This window comes from Gluconacetobacter sp. (assembly GCF_047721585.1).
Classification (GTDB): Bacteria; Pseudomonadota; Alphaproteobacteria; order Acetobacterales; family Acetobacteraceae; genus Gluconacetobacter; species Gluconacetobacter dulcium.
Map to the genome: position 1 here is coordinate 1 of NZ_JBDNXE010000012.1, position 16634 is coordinate 16634.

The following is a 16634-nucleotide window of genomic DNA, read 5'->3' on the forward strand; positions in this document are numbered from 1 at the left end:
GCCGTCATGAGCCGTACCCGGCCCCCGTGCGTGCGCGCGCCCCTTCACGACCCTGCCCATGGTGTGTTTCCGCGCATCGGAGCGCAGCACGGGCGGCGCGCGCCGGATCGGCGCCGGAGGCCGTTTCCAGACAGGCGCTCAGTCTGAATCCTGAGCGAAGGCCAACCTGTTCCGGCCCGCCTGCTTGGCCATGTACAAAGCCTTGTCGGCCTGCGCCAGAACCTGCTCGCCATTCCTGTCGGTGGGCAGCATCGCGGCAATGCCGATGCTCACCGTCAGCGAAATGGCGATTTCCTCGAACCACGCCTGCGTCTCCGCGATTTCGACACGCAGGCGGTCGGCGATGCGGCCGGCTTCGGCCATCCCGACATTGGGGAGGCAGACGGCAAACTCCTCGCCCCCCATACGCCCCGTGATGTCATTGGACCGCAGGACGGACGACATCATCGCCGCGACGTGGCGGATCACCTCGTCGCCCGCCGCGTGGCCGTAGCGATCGTTGATCGACTTGAAGTGATCGACGTCGATCATCATCACGGCCACCCGGTCGAGCCGCGCCTGCACCAGGCCGGACCACGTCTTTTCCATCCGTTCGAGGAATGCGCGCCGGTTCGGCAGGCCGCTCAGATGATCCAGTCGCGCCAGATCATGAAGCTGCTGCTCCATTTCCATGCGCTCGGTCACGTCCGTCACCAGGCCGTGCCACAGCGTGTCGCCGTTCGGCAGACGGGCCGGCCGGGCATCGATCTGCCGCCAGCACAATCCCCGCGTCGGCAGATCGACGCGGAAGATGCATTGCCAGGGCACCAGGTCGCGTTGCGACGCGTCCAGCGACGCATGGTACATCGCCCGGTCGTCGGGATAGATGCGCGCGTGAATGGAAGCCGTACTGGTCGCCACGTCCGCGGCCGTGAGCCCGAAGATCTCGCCGATACCGGAACTGACATAGGTCATGCGGGCCTCGCCGGTGGGCGCGCGCCGGGATTCGAAGATCATCCCCGGGATCTGGTTGGTCAGGTTGGCGACCAGATTGGTGCTCTGCCGCAGCCGTTCCGCCATGAGACGGGTCGAGGTGATGTCTGCCGTCGTGCCGACCATGCGCAGCGCGCGGCCCTGCGGGTCGCGGCTGATGACCATGCCGCGGCTCATTACCCATTTGTAGCTGCCGTCCTTGCAGCGCAGCCGGTGCTCGACCTCATAGACCGAGGTTCGCCCGTCGAAATGGTCCTGCATGGTCGTCTGGACATAGGCCCGGTCGTCGGGGTGAATGCGGTCGTAGCTGTCTTCTATCTGCTGGGAGCTCTCGCCACGGTCATAGCCCAATATTTCGAGCCATGCGGTCGAATACCTGATCGTGCCGGTAACCACGTCGCGGTCCCAGATGCCGGTTCCGCTCCCTTCGATCGCCAGTGCCATGACGTCATGAAAATCGTCCACCACGCGCCATCAAAACCCCGTATATCCCCCATCACACTCATAGCCGACCTTATCCGTCTCGGAAACAGGGGGACTGCCATGTTCGTACGATGGAACGATCTATCCTTCTGCCTGGACGATGGCGCGGCCGGTGCGGATCGCGGGATGCAGCGCGGTGAAATAGGAATCCGCGCCGGCCGTCGCCGTGATCCGGTGCCGGTCCATGTCGGCGCGCAGATAAGGCGAAACGCGGCCGAACAGCACACGCACGCCCTGCCCGCGCAGTTCCGCCAGCAGGTCGCGCAACATGCCGGCGGCCGAGAAATCGAGATCGGTGATCGCGCTGGCATCGACGATCAGGCAGCGCAGGGGGGTAGGTGCGCTATTGACCAGCAGCCGTGCGTCGTCGGCGAAACGGGAACAGTTGGCGTAGAACAGGTCCGCGCCGAAACGATAGATGACCAGCCCGGCCTCGGTCTGGATGCCCCGCCCCACCGGCACCGGCTCCAGCATGCCGGTGGCGTCGTCCACCCGCAGCACCATGCTGTGCGGCCGGTAGCTGTGGCGGACATGGCGGAACAGCGACAGCGCGATCGCCAGGAAGATGCCCTGCTCCACCCCCACCCCCACCACGGCGGCGCCGGTGACCACAGCCAGGCGGAATTCGCCGGGGCTCTCGCGCCGGATGGCCAGCAGGCCCCGCCAGTCGATCATCCCCGCCGCAACGCTGAAGACGATGGCGGACAGCACGCAGCGCGGCAGGTCGCGTAGCGGCCCGGTCAGCACCAGCAGCACGACCAGCGTGACCAGCGCGAACACAAGCTGCGCGCGCTGGCTGCGCGCACCGGCCCGCAGCGCCATCGCCGTCTGGGTGGGGCTGCCATTGACCACGAACGCCCCGGTCAGCGCGGCGACGGCGTTGGCGGCGGACAGGCCCAGGATGTCGGCGTTTTCATCCACGCGTTCGTGGCAGCGCAGGGCGAAGGCGCGTGAGGTCGCGGCACTCTGCGCGATGATCACCACCACGCAGGAGCCCGCGACCGGCAGCAGCGCCAGCATCTGGTTCCACGTCACGTCGGGCAGGACCAGCGACGGCAGGCCGCCCGCGATGGGGCCGATGACCGCCACCCCGTGACCCGCCAGGTCGAACGCCCGGCTGGCGGCGATGGACCCCACCACCGCGACCAGCGCCATCGGCGCACGCGGCAGCAGCCGCCCGCCCGCCAGGATCAGCATCACCACCAGCAGCGAGAGGCCGGCGCATAATCCGCTGGCTGTCGGCAGCCCGCGCGCGACCTGCGCCAGTTGCGCCAGCGGATTATGCGCCGGGGCCGCCACGCCCAGCATGTCGCGCGACATGGCGATGCACACCTGCACCCCCACCCCGGTGAGGAAACCGACCAGCACGGTGCGCGAGAAGAAATCGGCCAGGAACCCCAGCCGGAACAGGCGCGCCCCCAGCAGGAATGCCGCCGCCAGCCATGCCACCACGCCGACCAGCGCCACATAAGCCGGGCTGCCCGCCACCGCCATGCCCGCCAGGCCGCTGGCGATGATGGCGGCGGTGGCGGAATCGGCCGCCACCACCAGGTGCCGCGACGAGCCTAGCACCGCGAAGGCCACCAGCGGCAGCAGCACGGTATACAGGCCCGTGACCGCCGGCATGCCGGCGATGGCGGCATAACCCAGCACCTGGGGAATGTTCATCGAGGCCAGCGTCAGCCCGGCCAGCGCGTCGCTCCAGCCGCCCGGCGCATGCAGGCGGCCCAGCAGCCCCCTGAGTGGAAGGGACACCTTCAGGCCCCGCCTGGCTCCGGCCGCCATGCCTCAGATTCCTCCATCCCCTGCGGGCAGGCGCCCTGCGGCGATCGCCTTGCGGAATGCCTCCCAATCGCGGCGGGTCTGCGCGGCATACAGGACCGAGAAGCCGCCGATCGCATCGGCAAAGGCCCGGCCCCGCCCCAGATAGGCGGCCAGCGCCACCACGTCGCCGGTGCGGGCGTGGGCACGGGCCAGCGTGCGGCCACAAAGCGGGGCATAGTCCACCAGCCCCTCCTGCGCGACCTCGGTGCCGACGGCAGCGAGGCGGGAATCCTTGAGGCGGCGGACATAGAACTGCCGTCCGGCGCCCGAGAGGTCGTGGCGGGTGTCTTCCGCTTCGTCCCGTCCCTGCGTGTGGGTCCAGCCGAGGAACGCGTCCGATGCCGCCTGCATCATGCGCTGGCCGGTGACCACCCGCTGCCCCTGGTTGCGGAAGACCGACACCCCGGCATAGGGCGCCAGCACCGAATCCTGCGCCTCCTTGATCTGGAGCAGCAGGCTGTCGCCATCAGCGGTGGTGAACAGGCCGATGGCGCAGAACGTGCCGACGCTGCCCACCCCCACGACCTTGAAGATCACGTCACGCAGGCGGTACTGCGCCAGCAGGATGCCACGCTCGGGCGGCTGGGTGGCGACATAGCGGGCGAAGGCGTCGCGGATGATCCCGTCATGCTCGGGCAGGCGCATCACCAGCGGCGGTTTTTCGCGCAGGGCGGGCGTGCCGCTATTATCGGCCACCAGACCGAAATGGCGGCGGGCGCTGTCCATGCGTTCGGCCAGCAGGGTCCGCGCCCGGCGTCGCGCCCGCCCATCGGCGAAAGCGTCGATCGCGGCGGCGAGGTCGATCCGGTTGGTCCAGATTTCCAGCGGCGTCAGCGGGGCCAGACGCGCCATTTCGGCCGCGTAGGCCCTTGCCGCCAGCACGGCAAGGGCGCGCGCCGGGCCGTCCGCCAGGCCGGACTCCTCCCCCGCCAGCACCAGCGAGGCCCCCAGACGCTTGATGTCCCACTCGAAGGGAGCGGGCAGGGTTTCGTCGAAATCGTTGATGTCGAAGACCGGCGCGCCCTCGGGCGAGGCATAGGCGCCGAAATTGGCCAGATGGCAGTCGCCGCATGACTGCACCCGCGGACCGGTCCAGACCGTCTGCGCCAGATCCATCGCCATGACGGCCGCCGCCCCGCGCAGGAAGGCGAAGGGCGACGCCGCCATGCGCCGGTAGCGGATCGGCAGCAGGCCGGCGATGCGGTCCTGACCCTGACGTTCCAGGATCGTGACCGGGTCCGCCCGGCCGGACGGGGGCGCCCAGTCGGCATGGGCGCCGCGCGGCAGGCTGTGGCGCAGCGCGCGCCCGCCGGCATGGCGTTCCCGCCGCGTGGAAAGCGCGGCGGCCCGGCTGAGGGTCGGAAAATCGGCGGGATAGGCAGGACGAGCGGTCATCGCCCGGTTTTCGCAAGTCGGAGGGCCGCCGTCACGCGCAAAACATCGGCAGCGGCCCTGCGGGGCCTTCAGCCCGGCGGCGCGCCCTGGTCCACCAGCCGCCGGATGGCATCGAGATAGGCGACGAAGGCGGCCCGGCCGCTGTCGGTCAGGACCAGCCGTGTCAGGGGGCGGCGGCCGGCAAAGCCCTTGTCCTGCACCACGTAACCCGCATCCTCCAGCTTGCGCAGATGGGTGGACAGGTTGCCGTCGGTCACGCCCAGATGGGTGCGCAGCGCCGTGAAATCCGCCATCCCGGCCGAGGACAGATAGGCCATGATGCCCAGCCGCACGCGACCATGGATCACGTCGTCGATCTGCCCGATATCGAAATTATCCATGGTCCGTCACGCCGCCCGGCCTTCCCGGCGCAGCAGGACCCAGCCCGGCAGCGCCACCAGCAGCAGGATCAGCAGCCCGTAGAGCAGCAGGAGGACCGGACTGTCGATCATCGCGGCCACGGCCAGCGCGCCGGCGAAGGCCCCCGCCGCCACGCCCCGCAGCCAGGACTGGCCCGCGATGACGGCGGTGGCGCTCCACCCCGCGCCGTACACCGCCAGGATCAGCGAGGGAAACATCGCCCAGACGACAGGCGTACCGCACCGCCACGCCAGGACCATACCCGCGAGGAACATGATGCCGATCCCGCTGCCCAGCCCGCTCCACATCATGCCGATGGCGCGGTTGACCATGACCACGCTGCCGGGGCGGCCCAGTTGCGCGCGGTTGAGGAACCAGATCACCGGCAGATAGACGACCATCGCCGCCAGCCACACCCAGACCTGCGCCTGCGGCGGCAGGAGCGTGTGGCCGGTCGCGACCGCCCAGGCGACGAAGCTGGCGAGACCGAACACGAGGCCGGCCGTGAGGAAATAGGGACCGCTGGTCAGCGGCGCGTTGCGGCCGGCCTCGGCCAGGGCACGCATGAAGGTCAGGTCGTCATGCAGCGACGTGTCGGCTTGGGGGGTCATGGGAGCCTCGCAATAGTGCTTTGGTCAGGGTCCGCCGTGTGTCGGCGGGGACAGCGGCAAAGCTATAACAAACAACTTTTTATTTCAAAGTTATTTTTTATGAAGATTCCCCCCATCCGCCATGGCTCCAACTCTGCGGCGCGCGATGCCCGTCGCGCGCTATCCGTCCTGTCTGCTGACCATGCGCGACCTTCCATCCCGGCGCGTGGGGCAGGAGGCGGGGCATGGAGGACGATGTGCTGATGGTGGCCGGACCGCAGAACGCGGCGATCGTCGCCAGATTGCCGCCCTCTGGCCGCTGGAACAGCGCGCGGCACCGGTCGGGGGGCGGACCGACAGCGTGGAACGGGGCAACAGCCTGCCCGCTGTACAAGGTTGACGGCATGGCCGGACGCCACGCGGCGTCCTACGGAACCACGCCTGCCCATGTGTGTTTATGACGCGTAAGACGCCGGCAGCCCCTCCCCGCGTCATTATCACGTTTTTGTGAACGGCGCGCGCAGATGGAAATCATAATCCTGCCCATTGTCCAAGAAGATAAAATTTTTCCACGCATCTTATCGGACAACATAAATTGTCGTATCGCAGGCTCCGCGCCCTGTTCGCCAAGGCATGAAATGCCAGACTTGAGCTTTTTGGTAGAATTTCTGAATAAAAATAAATAGAAAATACAGATGATGTGGACAAAATCACGCGGCAATGCCCCATCCGCAATGCACCCCACCTCCATTCTCCTTGAAAAGGACTGTTCTTTTGCCCAATCGGCCACGAAAAGATACGAAAGTGTGACCAATCTTTCCGAGACCCGGCCGACGCTCTCCATTTCATTGATCGAGACGGCCCGCAGCGGGGCGCGTGCCCTCTCCCGCCGGATGAGGACCACGCGCGCCCGTGCCGGCCTGGCCGCCCTGGCGCTGGCGGCCGCCTTTATCGTGCCCGGCGCACTGCCGGCGCGCGCCGCCGATGAGGATGCTCCGGCCGCCTCGCCCCTCGCCCGACCGACCCAGACCGCGGGAGAAACCCCGCCGATCGGCAATCTGGAACAGACGATCCCCGGCTTCCTGCAATCGGCCTATGGTCCGCCATCTTTCGGGCCGCCCTACGGCACCACCCACGCCTTCGGCGACTGGGGCGGCGTGCAGCCCTGGCTCCAGAACCACGGCATCTATGCCGCCCTCGCCCTCTATGAAGGCATTTCAGGGAATGTCGCGGGCGGCAAGCGGCAGAGCTACACCCTGGCGGGCCAGGTCGGCGCCACGGTCGATATCGACTGGCAGAAGCTGCTGGGCGCGGGCGCGTGGTCCGAGGATTTGTGGCTGCATACGCTGGCGGTCAACGGCAACGGGCAGAATCTCAGCCGGCTCTTCGGCGATAACGGCAACCAGGTGCAGCAGATCTATGGCGCGCGCGGCAACGTGGTCGCGCATCTGGTCTGGGCCTATTTCGAGAAATCGTGGCTGCATCACAAGGTCGAGCTGGCCGTCGGCTGGATTCCGACCGGGACGTTCTTCAACAACTCGCCCTGGGTGTGCAGCTTCATGAACGTCTGGCTGTGCGGCAACGTGACGCCGACGAAATACCTGGCATCGGGGCGCGACTGGCCGTCGGGCAATATCGGCACGGTGCTGCGCCTGATGCCGACCCGCCATTTCTATGTGATGGGCGGCCTGTTTGCCGTGTCGCCGCATTCCTATAACGGCGGTATTTCCGGCTGGGCCTGGGGGCAGGACAATCTGGGCAAGCTGGGCACCGAAGTGGAAGTGGGCTGGCTGCCGGAATTCGGCCCCGATCATCTGATCGGCCATTACAAGGTCGGCGTGCTGTACGACAATTCGCGCTATGACAATCTGTACGCGGATGGCAACGGCCAGCCCTGGATCGTCACCGGGCTGCCACCCCGTCGGCAGAGCGGGCAGACCTCGGTCTGGGTGCTGGCGGACCAGATGCTGGTGCGCCATGGGCCGGGCGAGTCGAACGGGCTGGTGCTGGCCGGGCAATATTCCTATGCGGACGGCAAGACATCGCAGATGAATCATCATCTGGTCGCCGCCCTGCTCGATACCGGCTATCTGTGGGGCCGGCCGCTGGACAGCGTGGGAATCAACTTCCAATGGGCCAATTTCAGCCGCAGCGCCATCCAGTCGCAGGAAGCGGCCGCCGCCTATGGGGTACCGTTCCGGGGCGCCAATTTCGGCACGCCCTATGGTATCCAGGGGCATGAAAGCATCTACGAGGCTTTCTATTCGGTCCATGTGATGACCGGCGTGTCGCTTCAGCCCGACTTCCAGTATGTCAATCATGTGGGCGGCACGACGGTGTTCAAGGATGCCGTGGTTCTCAGCACCGCGCTCAACGTGCTGTTCTGACGCCGGGCCGCGGCGGGGAACCGCGCGGCCGGGGAAGCGACGGATGCGCGCGGCCATCCGCCGCCCTGAAACGGCAAGACAGGAGAGCCTGCGCCATGAAGACACGTTCCCTGGGCCGGACCGGCTTCGAGATCGCGCCGATCGTCTTCGGTGGCAATGTCTTCGGCTGGACGATCGGCGAGAAGGCGAGCTTCGATGTGCTCGATGCCTTCGTCGATCACGGGTTCGATGCCATCGACACCGCCGATGTCTATTCGGCGTGGGCGCCAGGCAACAGGGGCGGCGAGTCGGAAACGATCATCGGCAACTGGCTGAAGGCGCGCCCCGGCATGCGCGACAAGGTGAAGATCTTTACCAAGGTCGGCTCCGACATGGGCGTGCCGGGCCACAAGGGCCTGTCGGAAAGCTGGATTCTCCAGGCTGTCGATGCCTCGCTCGCCCGGCTGGGGATCGAGCGGATCGACCTTTATTTCTCCCATTGGCCGGACCTGCACACGCCCTATGCCGAAACACTGGGTGCGTATGACAAGCTGCTCAAGGCCGGCAAGATCCGCGCCATCGGAGCCTCCAACCTCGATGCCACGCAACTGGACGAGGCTTTGCATGTGGCGCGGGCACAGAACCTGCCGGCCTATCAGGTGCTCCAGCCGGAGTATAACCTCTACGACCGGAACAGCTTCGACGGGGCGCTGCGCGACCTGTGCATCCGCGAAGGGCTGGGGGTCGTCACCTATTACAGCCTCGCCTCGGGTTTTCTGTCCGGGAAATATCGCAGCAAGGACGATCTGGGCCAAAGCACGCGCGGCGAAGGGATCGGGAAATATCTCGACGTGCGGGGCATGCGCGTTCTTGCCGCGCTCGATGCCGTCGCGGCCCGCCATGACGCCAGCGACGCGGAAGTGGCGCGGGCGTGGCTGATCGCCCGCGCGGGCGTCACGGCACCGATCGCCAGCGCCACCAGGCGCAGCCATGTGGAAAGCTTCGCGAAAGCCGCCGCGCTGGTACTGGAGGAACGGGATATCGTGGAACTGGACCAGGCGAGCGCGCCCTGACGCGGCCGGCCTGCTCCAATGCGGGGCAGGCGCGAGCCGGTCAGCGGCAGAGACCGAAGCCGGTGGCCTGGAGATGGAAGTGGCTGGCATGCAGGCTGTTGTAGTCGGGCGACAGGACGGTACCGAACACGCGGCAGGCCCGGTCGCGCATCCGGTGCAGATAAAGGCCGACGGGCGCTGACGCGTTCCATGCGCTGACCGGAATTTCCCTGCCGTCAGCCAGGACGAACGCGGACACGTCGATCGCGTCGGCGGTGGCATGGCTGCTCTGCGCGCCTGGGCGATCGCGGACATCGCGGCAAGCGAAGCTGCCGACATGCCGGATACGCGAAAGGCCGGTATGGAACACGGCCTGCGTCACCGGCTCCGCGACCTGGCGTTCGAACAGAGACCAGCGCACCGCCAGGCTGCACGATGCCAGGAAACTGGCGGGCAGGAGCGAGACCGCGCCACCACCGACCGTATAGACGCCCTCCAGCGGACAGGCCGCGGTGCCGCTGTGCGCGTGTTCCCGGACAGGCAGCCGGGATGTGATGAGGGCTGCGCGGCACAATTCGGGAGACACGGACAGCAGGCGAAGTTTCAGGGGCGTCATGAACGTCCATGCCGCCGCGAGATCGAGGGGCTGGGTGGGATCGTAGGCCGGCGGCAGCCAGCGTCGGTGAAACACGGCCAACGCGACCATGGCCGCACAGAGGGACAGGATGAAAAGACGGCCTAAACGCATGGATCTTTTCGGCGTCGACCGATGGAACCGATGGCGCGTGGCCGCATCCTCGGCATGCCGTCTCCTTCCTCATTGCCGGGCGGCGGGTGCCGTCAGCGATGGCCGTCCAGCCAGCGGATGATCGCATCCACGGTCGGGACCTCGATACCATAATAGCCATGGGGCGTGAGGGAGCCGCAATTTTTCCGGCTTCGCGTCTGACCGCCCGACACGGACAGCACCCGCACATCCGGGCTGTGGTCGAGCGCGGCGGCGATGTCCGGCACGGCACCGGGTGGCGCGACGTTGCACCGATCGTCACGATTGCCGACGATCAGGACCGGGATACGGACCTGGCCGGGATCGGCACTGAAGACGGTCTCGCGACTGCCGCCCATCACCGACACCGATTCCGTCAGCACCACGCCGGCCACGCGGCCGGTCGGCGCATGGGCCGCACCGTTCATGGCCGCGATCGCCCCCTGGCTGGTGCCGAGCAGAAAGACCGGACCGGCCATGTGCGCATGGGCGAAATCGACCAGCGCCTCCACGACCGCCGCGTAACGCGGCGAACTGCGCAGGCCCCGCAGGTTCATCCCATCGACGGCATCGGCGAGCAGCACCGCGTAACCGCGCCGGAGCCAGAGCGTACGGGTCCGCACGACGAAATTATCGCCGTGGCGGATCTGCCCGTCGTCCTCCAGGCCGATCTGCCCGGACCCGCCCGGCAGCATGACCAGCGTGCCCCGCGCATCGGGGGGCGCACTGAAAAGAACCCGCTGACGCGCGCCGTCACCCAGCATCAACGTGAAAAACCGCGCATTGGACACCGGATCTGCGGCGAGACGCGGTGCCGGCAGGCCTCCCGCCGGTTCCGTTCCCGCCGGGCCTGCCCAGGCTGACGGCGCGATCAGGACGACCGCCGACAGGAGCAGGGCATTCCTCCAGAGCCTTATGGACATGATCGCACCTCGGCCTGCGCCCTGAAGAAACAACCTTTCTACCCGTTTCCGTCAGTTCGCGACATCGGCTTTCGCGGTATGCCCGGCGAACAGCGCGGCCACGATGTCCGAGACCGCCGCGGCGGAGAGTACACCCGGCTCGTCCTTCGGCATGGACATTTTTATCTTCGCATCGAGCGCATCCCGACGATTGCTCCATTTTTCCCGGAAATTCCGCCCGGCCAGCGGCGGGGCCTCGTCGAGGTTTCCCGCCCTGTTATCATGACAGGGGCGACAGCGCTCGGCATACAGCGCCCTGCCAGACCGGACCCGCCCGGCCGCGACGACGCGAAGCACGTAGCGCGAGCGGGCCGTCATGATCGCGGCGTATGCCTGCGAAGCCCGGCCTCCTGGACCGGCGGGCTCTGGTCGGACCCAGGGACGGGCGGCGGCGGCATTGACGACGCCGTGTAACGGGCGCCCTGCCCGCCTGCCCCGTCATCGGAGGGCGGGCCGAGTGCGCCTTCCGGGGGGGTGCTTTCAGTCCAAATGTAGCGCGAAGCCGGTCGCACCTGGCTTTTCCAGGCCGGGTTTCAGTTCCATGGCCGGAATCCGGTAATCGCCATCATTCTGTCGCCGATAGGCAATCGGGGCGATGGTGCCCAGTGCCTGCATCCGCGTGCGAAGCGCCGCCGCCACGGTAGCGAATGCCCGATCGTCCAGCCGGTCGACGCGATAGGCCACGAAAGGCGGCAACACGGTAAAGCCGGGATAGAACAGGATACCGTGATTGATCGGAAACAGCAGGTCGTCGATCGGGCCGTTGATCCCCCTGGGCGAATAATGTTCCGCCCAGCCACCGGTGGTGACGACGAGCATGGCCCGTTTGCCGGCCATGACGCCCTCGCCGTAGCGATCGCCCCACCGCCTGTCGCTGTGCTCGCCAACGCCATATGCGAAACCGCAGGCATAGACACGGTCTACCCAGCCTTTGAGGATCGCGGGCATGGTGAACCACCACAGGGGAAACTGCAGGATTACGGTATCGGCCCAGACCAGCTTCTCCTGTTCGGCCCTGACATCGTCCGTCAGGTCATGCGCGGCGAAGGCCCGCGCCGAGGCGGAGGCGACCCGGAGCCGCTCTCCTTCCGCAAGGTCGGGAAAATCCGCATGATCGGCAGCGGCTTTCCACCGCATGGCATAGAGGTCCGAAACCCTTACTGTATGGCCCTGCTCTTCGAGCGCGCCGATGGCGCAGTCGAGCAGGGCGCCGTTCAGCGACTGCCGCTCAGGGTGAGCATAGACGATGAGGACATTCATAGGCGTTTTCCATTGCGATCGGAAAGGAGGGAGACGCCGGGCCATGATAGGCAGCCCTCCATTGTTCCTCTATAGATCGTGTCCAGATAGGACTATGCCGGATAATGGAACAATCTGACATTACTCTCGACCGCATCCGAACCTTCGTACGCATTGCCGAACGGAGAAGCCTGACGGCCGTTGCGCGTGATTTCGGAATCGGCCAGTCGACCGTCACGCGCCATCTGCACGAACTGGAAAATGCGCTCGGCGTACCGTTGTTTACCCGCACCACGCGCCGGGTGACGCTGACCGACGAAGGCGCGCGCTATTACGCCCACTGCCTGCGTATCCTGGGACTGGTCGAGCAGGCCAGCCAGGAAATGCGAGAGACCAGGCAGGCGGTTTCCGGCACGGTCCGGATTTCCTGCACCGGGGCGCTCGGTACGCTGCATGTCGGCAGGCTGGTCCATGCCTTTCAGGACCGCTACCCTGCTATCCGGATCGAATTCGGCCTGACGGACGAGCGCATCGACCTTGTGCGCGAGGGCGTGGATATCGCCATTCGCCTTGGGCCGCTGAACGACAGTTCGATGAAACTGCGCCTGCTGGGAGAAAGTCACCGCGTGCTGGTCGCGTCTCCTGCGTGGCTGAAAACCAATGGCAGGCCGCGCCACCCGCAGGATCTCGCGGGCCTGGAAGGTGTGAGAATGTCGCGGGTGCAGGGGTCGGAGCGGCTGCATCTGCAGGCCCCCGACGGCACGCATCACACCGTTGCTTTCCGCGAACGGCTGACCGTCGACCATGGCCTGGCGGCGCGGGAAGCCTTTTTGGCCGGACGGGGCTTCGGCCCCGCCCATCGCTGGCTGGTGGAAGACTGCCTGACCGATGGACGGCTGGAAGTCATTCTGCCGGATTACGCACTTGCGGCATCGCCGCTGAGCATGCTGATCGCGCCGGAGCGGTCCGGCATCGCCCGCATACGGCTGTGCGCCGATTTTCTTGCGAGCGGAATCGCATCCATATCGGGCATAACCCGGCAGGGAACGGCACGAGCACCGAAGCCTCGCGTATCATAAAAAACCCCCGCCGTCGGAACGGCGGGGGCGTCGTAGAAATGCCAGTCGCTGGCGCGACGGGTCGCGTCCTTACTGGGCCGTCGTCCCCTCGGGGAGGGCGTAGGCGATCACGTCGTCGGCCACGTCAGGCGAGTGGCTGGCACCGCCGACGGAGATCACGACATATTCCTTGCCCGTCTTGGGGGATTTGTAGATCAGCGGAGCCGCGACCGCGCCGGCGGGCAGCGGAGCCTTCCACAGTTCCTTGCCGGTCATGCTGTCCAGCGCGCGCAGATAGTAGTCCTGCGTGCCGGCGAAGAAGAGCAGGCCCGAGGCCGTCGTCGTCGGGCCGCCCAGGGTGGGCATGCCCATCGGCATCGGCAGGTGGCTCTTGATCCCCATCGGACCAAGCTGCTCGGCCGTTCCCATCGGCACCTGCCACAGCAGCTTCTTGGTGCGCAGGTCGATGGCGCTCATGGTGCCGAAAGGCGGCGTGTTGCACGGCACTTGCAGCGGCGACTGGAGGATGTCGATCCGCACGCCCGAATAGGGGCCGGCGATCTGGGGACGCAGCGTGCCCATGAAGCCCGGAACCTCGTCGGTCGAGATCTTGTAATGCTTGGCGTCTTCATGATTCACCAGCATCATCCGCAGCGGCATGCGCATGTCGTTGACGAACATGATGTCGTTCGCCTCGTCGATCGAGATGCCACCCCAGTTCATGCCACCCAGCAGGCTGGGCCACTCGATGTAGGGCTTCTCGCCAGGCGGCGTGAAGGGGCCTTCGTAAACCGAGTTCTTGAACATGATGCGGCAATAGAGCTGATCGAAGGTGCTGACGCCCCACATCGACTGCTCGGACAGCGGATCGGCGCCGATGGTGGGCATGCCGACCGAGAACGGCTGCGTCGGCGACAGATGCTCGCCCTGCGCGGCGGGCGTGGTCGGGACCGCGCGTTCTTCAACCGGCGTCACGAAGTCGCCGGTGCGGCGGTCGATGACGAAGATATGGCCGGTCTTGGTGGTCTGGATCAGCGACGGGATCTTCTCGCCCTTCGCATTGGTTACATCATACATCACCGGCTGCGACGGCAGATCGAAATCCCACACGTCGTGATGGATCAACTGACGGACCCACTTGGTCTTGCCGGTCGTGGCGTCGACGGCGACGAGGGCCGCGCCGAACTTGTTCTTCACCGCGTCGCGGTCACCACCCCAATAGTCGGGCGGGCCGTTGCCGGTGGGCAGATAGACCTGGTTCAGCGCCTTGTCGTAGGTCGGGACGGCCCAGACATTCGGTGTTTCCAGCGTGAACTGCTTGTCGGCATCGGGCGGAACCGGGCTGTCGGGATCGCCGACGTCCCACGCCCAGGCCAGGGCACCGGTGCGGGTGTCATAGGCACGGACCACGCCCGAGGGCTCGCCATGCACGATGTCACGCACCCAGCCGCCGATCACGGCCAGATGGCCCATGACGACCGGCAGGGCCGTCGGATGATAGCGCTTGCTGTTTTCCGTCGGCCCCATGTTCTTCTTGAGGTCGACATAGCCATTGTCGCCGAAACCGGGGCAGAGCTGGCCGGTATGGGCGTCCAGCGCGAACAGGCGGGCATCGACGGCGGAGACCAGGATGCGCTGCTGGCAGGGCTGGTCCGCCGCGGCCTGCCTGTCCTCGTCGGTCAGGCTGTCATCCTTGGTGATGTCGTAGTAGCCGACGCCACGGCATGAGACGTGCTCGGCGGTGTGGGCGTGCGGGTCGAACCGCCAGATCTGCTTGCCGCTGTCGGCGTCGATCGCGGAAATCACGTTTTCAGGCGTGCAGGAATACAGAACCGAGCCGATCTGTGCCGGCGTGTTCTCATCCACGCCCGCGCCGGGGCCCCTGGTGCGCCGGCCGGTATGATACACCCAGGCCACCTTCAGGTCGGTGACGTTGCGCGGGGTGATCTGCGTGTAGGGCACATAGCGCGTGCCGCTGACATTGCGCCCGTAGAACTGCCAGTCATCGGGCTGGGGCGGCACGGCGGAGGCCACGCGGGCCTTGTCCAGCGCCTCGCCCTGGATGCCGCCATGGGGCGAGAACATCTCGACCAGGGTCACGACCACGCCGAGCAGCAGCGCCACGCCACCGCCCGCGCTGATCTGCCGCGTGGAAGACGGCATGGACGGCAGAGTCGCCGTGACCAGCAGGCTGAGCATGAACATGATGGCCGGCACCATCAGGCGCGGCAGCAGCGGCCAGAAGGCGAACTGCGGCGCGTCATAAAGCGCCCAGAGGACCGTTGCGACGAAAATCGCGACCGAGAGAGAAAGAGCCCAGGACGCCCGCCCCTTGACGAGGAAAAGCGCACCCAGCGCCACATAGGCGACACCGGCCAGAAAATAATAGAACGAGCCGCCAAGTGTGACGAGCTGGAACCCGCCGGCGACAAGGGCCAGCCCGACGGCCAGGCTGATCAGGACGAATGCAATCCGGCATCCGTCACTGATCCTAGATCGATGATTCGCTGTATTATCCATTCTACCGTTCCAAGGTTGGAGGCTTCGCTGTCACACGTGGCGCGTTCGGGCCAAGCCGGACCGGGGTCAGAAGCATGCGAATGCCTGAATCCGTCGCCCGATAAACTTTGGGATGCTTACGCCTCTTCCCCCAGGCTTTCCATAACGTGAAAGCAAACTTTGCCACGATTTTGATTAATATTTTTTAATCAATACCTGTTTGGCTTTTTTCCGACTGCCGCGCTGCCTCATCGCCGACGATGACCGCCAGAGAGAGGATCCCTGACCCCGGTCACAGGCTTGTGATGAACAGGAATATCGTCGTCCGGAAGGGCATCCGCGGGCATTCCTTCGTATTCAAACACAAGAGCTTACATAGCATCTGCCTGTTTTATAATTATTTTTTTAGATTCCGCCTCTCAACACGCTGGTGCCGTCCGCACGCCGTAGAGTTTCAATACCGATTGGGTATCAATCAATGACGGTTTAAGTATTTTACACCGTCCTCGGATTGATCTGTTTTTCACGTCAGGAAAAACGAACCCTTTGTGTACTGGAGAAATTTTCGTCTTCTCATGCCGATAGGCGCGCCCAGGACGGGTTAAAAACCCGACCTGGAATGAGACGATGAAAAATGACTTCCAGTTTATTTTTGGCTGTAAAACATGGATAAAATTTAATTTAAATTGCGCGGAACAAACGCTCGATACGTCATTCCCCGCAATGGCGGCGTTGCGTCTTCCGACCGACCCGACCGGACTGCGCGCGCCCCTCCCTTTCGCTGAAAAACCGTGATCCTGCGGGGTATTTCGGCCTGTCCCGCAGTCATCGACCGCAGGATGCCGTCATCATCCCGTCGATATCGATCACTTCATGTAATAACAGGAACCCCGCCATTAATGGGCGCCCCCTCCTCTTGAAAAAAGAGGAATTGTAGTGTTCTTGTCCTCGTTAATAACTATATAACAAAAATGGAGCCCGGTCGTTGTGAGAACTTTCACGGCCAGAACAAACGGCGAAACTTCACTC

15 protein-coding genes are annotated in these 16634 nt (G+C 65.6%); 5 read left to right on the forward strand and 10 right to left on the reverse strand.

What is annotated here, in order from left to right:
• Positions 1–138: 138 nt before the first annotated feature.
• The 5 genes from ABF821_RS04170 to ABF821_RS04190 form a co-directional block, all read right to left on the reverse strand.
• Positions 139–1440, reverse strand: coding sequence for a diguanylate cyclase (locus ABF821_RS04170; RefSeq protein ID WP_415529136.1), 1302 nt, complete (start codon positions 1438–1440; stop codon positions 139–141).
• A 96-nt stretch (positions 1441–1536) separates the two neighbouring features.
• Entirely contained in the window at positions 1537–3240 is a 1704-nt protein-coding gene (locus tag ABF821_RS04175; RefSeq protein ID WP_415529137.1) for a SulP family inorganic anion transporter, read from the reverse strand.
• A 3-nt stretch (positions 3241–3243) separates the two neighbouring features.
• Entirely contained in the window at positions 3244–4674 is a 1431-nt protein-coding gene (locus tag ABF821_RS04180) for a DUF2252 domain-containing protein (RefSeq protein ID WP_182973223.1), read from the reverse strand.
• A 68-nt stretch (positions 4675–4742) separates the two neighbouring features.
• Complete coding sequence (locus ABF821_RS04185) at positions 4743–5054, reverse strand: winged helix-turn-helix domain-containing protein (RefSeq protein ID WP_415529138.1); 312 nt, start codon at positions 5052–5054, stop codon at positions 4743–4745.
• A gap of 6 nt (positions 5055–5060) precedes the next feature.
• The gene (locus tag ABF821_RS04190) at positions 5061–5684 is read right to left on the reverse strand and encodes a hypothetical protein (protein ID WP_182973221.1); all 624 of its coding nucleotides are present in this window, start codon (positions 5682–5684) and stop codon (positions 5061–5063) included.
• A 224-nt stretch (positions 5685–5908) separates the two neighbouring features.
• Between ABF821_RS04190 and ABF821_RS04195 the strand changes: the two genes are divergently transcribed.
• From ABF821_RS04195 to ABF821_RS04205, 3 genes are all read left to right on the forward strand, one after another.
• Positions 5909–6124, forward strand: a complete 216-nt coding sequence (locus ABF821_RS04195; protein ID WP_415529139.1) for a hypothetical protein — start codon at positions 5909–5911, stop codon at positions 6122–6124.
• Between the two features lie 345 nt (positions 6125–6469).
• Positions 6470–8050, forward strand: coding sequence for a carbohydrate porin (locus ABF821_RS04200; RefSeq protein WP_415529140.1), 1581 nt, complete (start codon positions 6470–6472; stop codon positions 8048–8050).
• Positions 8051–8145: 95 nt separating this feature from the next.
• Entirely contained in the window at positions 8146–9102 is a 957-nt protein-coding gene (locus ABF821_RS04205; protein ID WP_415529141.1) for an aldo/keto reductase, read from the forward strand.
• Between the two features lie 40 nt (positions 9103–9142).
• On the opposite strand, the gene ABF821_RS04210 is transcribed toward ABF821_RS04205, so the two are convergent.
• The 4 genes from ABF821_RS04210 to ABF821_RS04225 form a co-directional block, all read right to left on the reverse strand.
• Positions 9143–9829 (reverse strand): extensin family protein, encoded by a 687-nt coding sequence (locus ABF821_RS04210; RefSeq protein ID WP_415529142.1) that lies wholly within the window; start codon positions 9827–9829, stop codon positions 9143–9145.
• A gap of 92 nt (positions 9830–9921) precedes the next feature.
• Positions 9922–10770, reverse strand: a complete 849-nt coding sequence (locus ABF821_RS04215; RefSeq protein ID WP_415529143.1) for an alpha/beta hydrolase — start codon at positions 10768–10770, stop codon at positions 9922–9924.
• Between the two features lie 51 nt (positions 10771–10821).
• Positions 10822–11127, reverse strand: a complete 306-nt coding sequence (locus ABF821_RS04220; RefSeq protein ID WP_415529144.1) for a c-type cytochrome — start codon at positions 11125–11127, stop codon at positions 10822–10824.
• 162 nt (positions 11128–11289) lie between these two features.
• Positions 11290–12069 (reverse strand): NAD(P)H-dependent oxidoreductase, encoded by a 780-nt coding sequence (locus ABF821_RS04225; protein WP_183008323.1) that lies wholly within the window; start codon positions 12067–12069, stop codon positions 11290–11292.
• 104 nt (positions 12070–12173) lie between these two features.
• On the opposite strand from ABF821_RS04225, the gene ABF821_RS04230 reads away from it, so the two are divergent.
• Positions 12174–13127 (forward strand): LysR family transcriptional regulator, encoded by a 954-nt coding sequence (locus ABF821_RS04230; RefSeq protein WP_415529145.1) that lies wholly within the window; start codon positions 12174–12176, stop codon positions 13125–13127.
• 69 nt (positions 13128–13196) lie between these two features.
• Here ABF821_RS04230 and ABF821_RS04235 read toward each other — a convergent pair whose 3' ends face one another.
• Positions 13197–15626: a membrane-bound PQQ-dependent dehydrogenase, glucose/quinate/shikimate family gene (locus tag ABF821_RS04235; RefSeq protein WP_415529146.1), complete on the reverse strand. Its 2430-nt coding sequence runs from the start codon at positions 15624–15626 to the stop codon at positions 13197–13199.
• A gap of 606 nt (positions 15627–16232) precedes the next feature.
• Here ABF821_RS04235 and ABF821_RS04240 point away from each other — a divergent pair.
• The gene (locus ABF821_RS04240) at positions 16233–16400 is read left to right on the forward strand and encodes a hypothetical protein (RefSeq protein ID WP_415529147.1); all 168 of its coding nucleotides are present in this window, start codon (positions 16233–16235) and stop codon (positions 16398–16400) included.
• Positions 16401–16634: the final 234 nt, after the last annotated feature.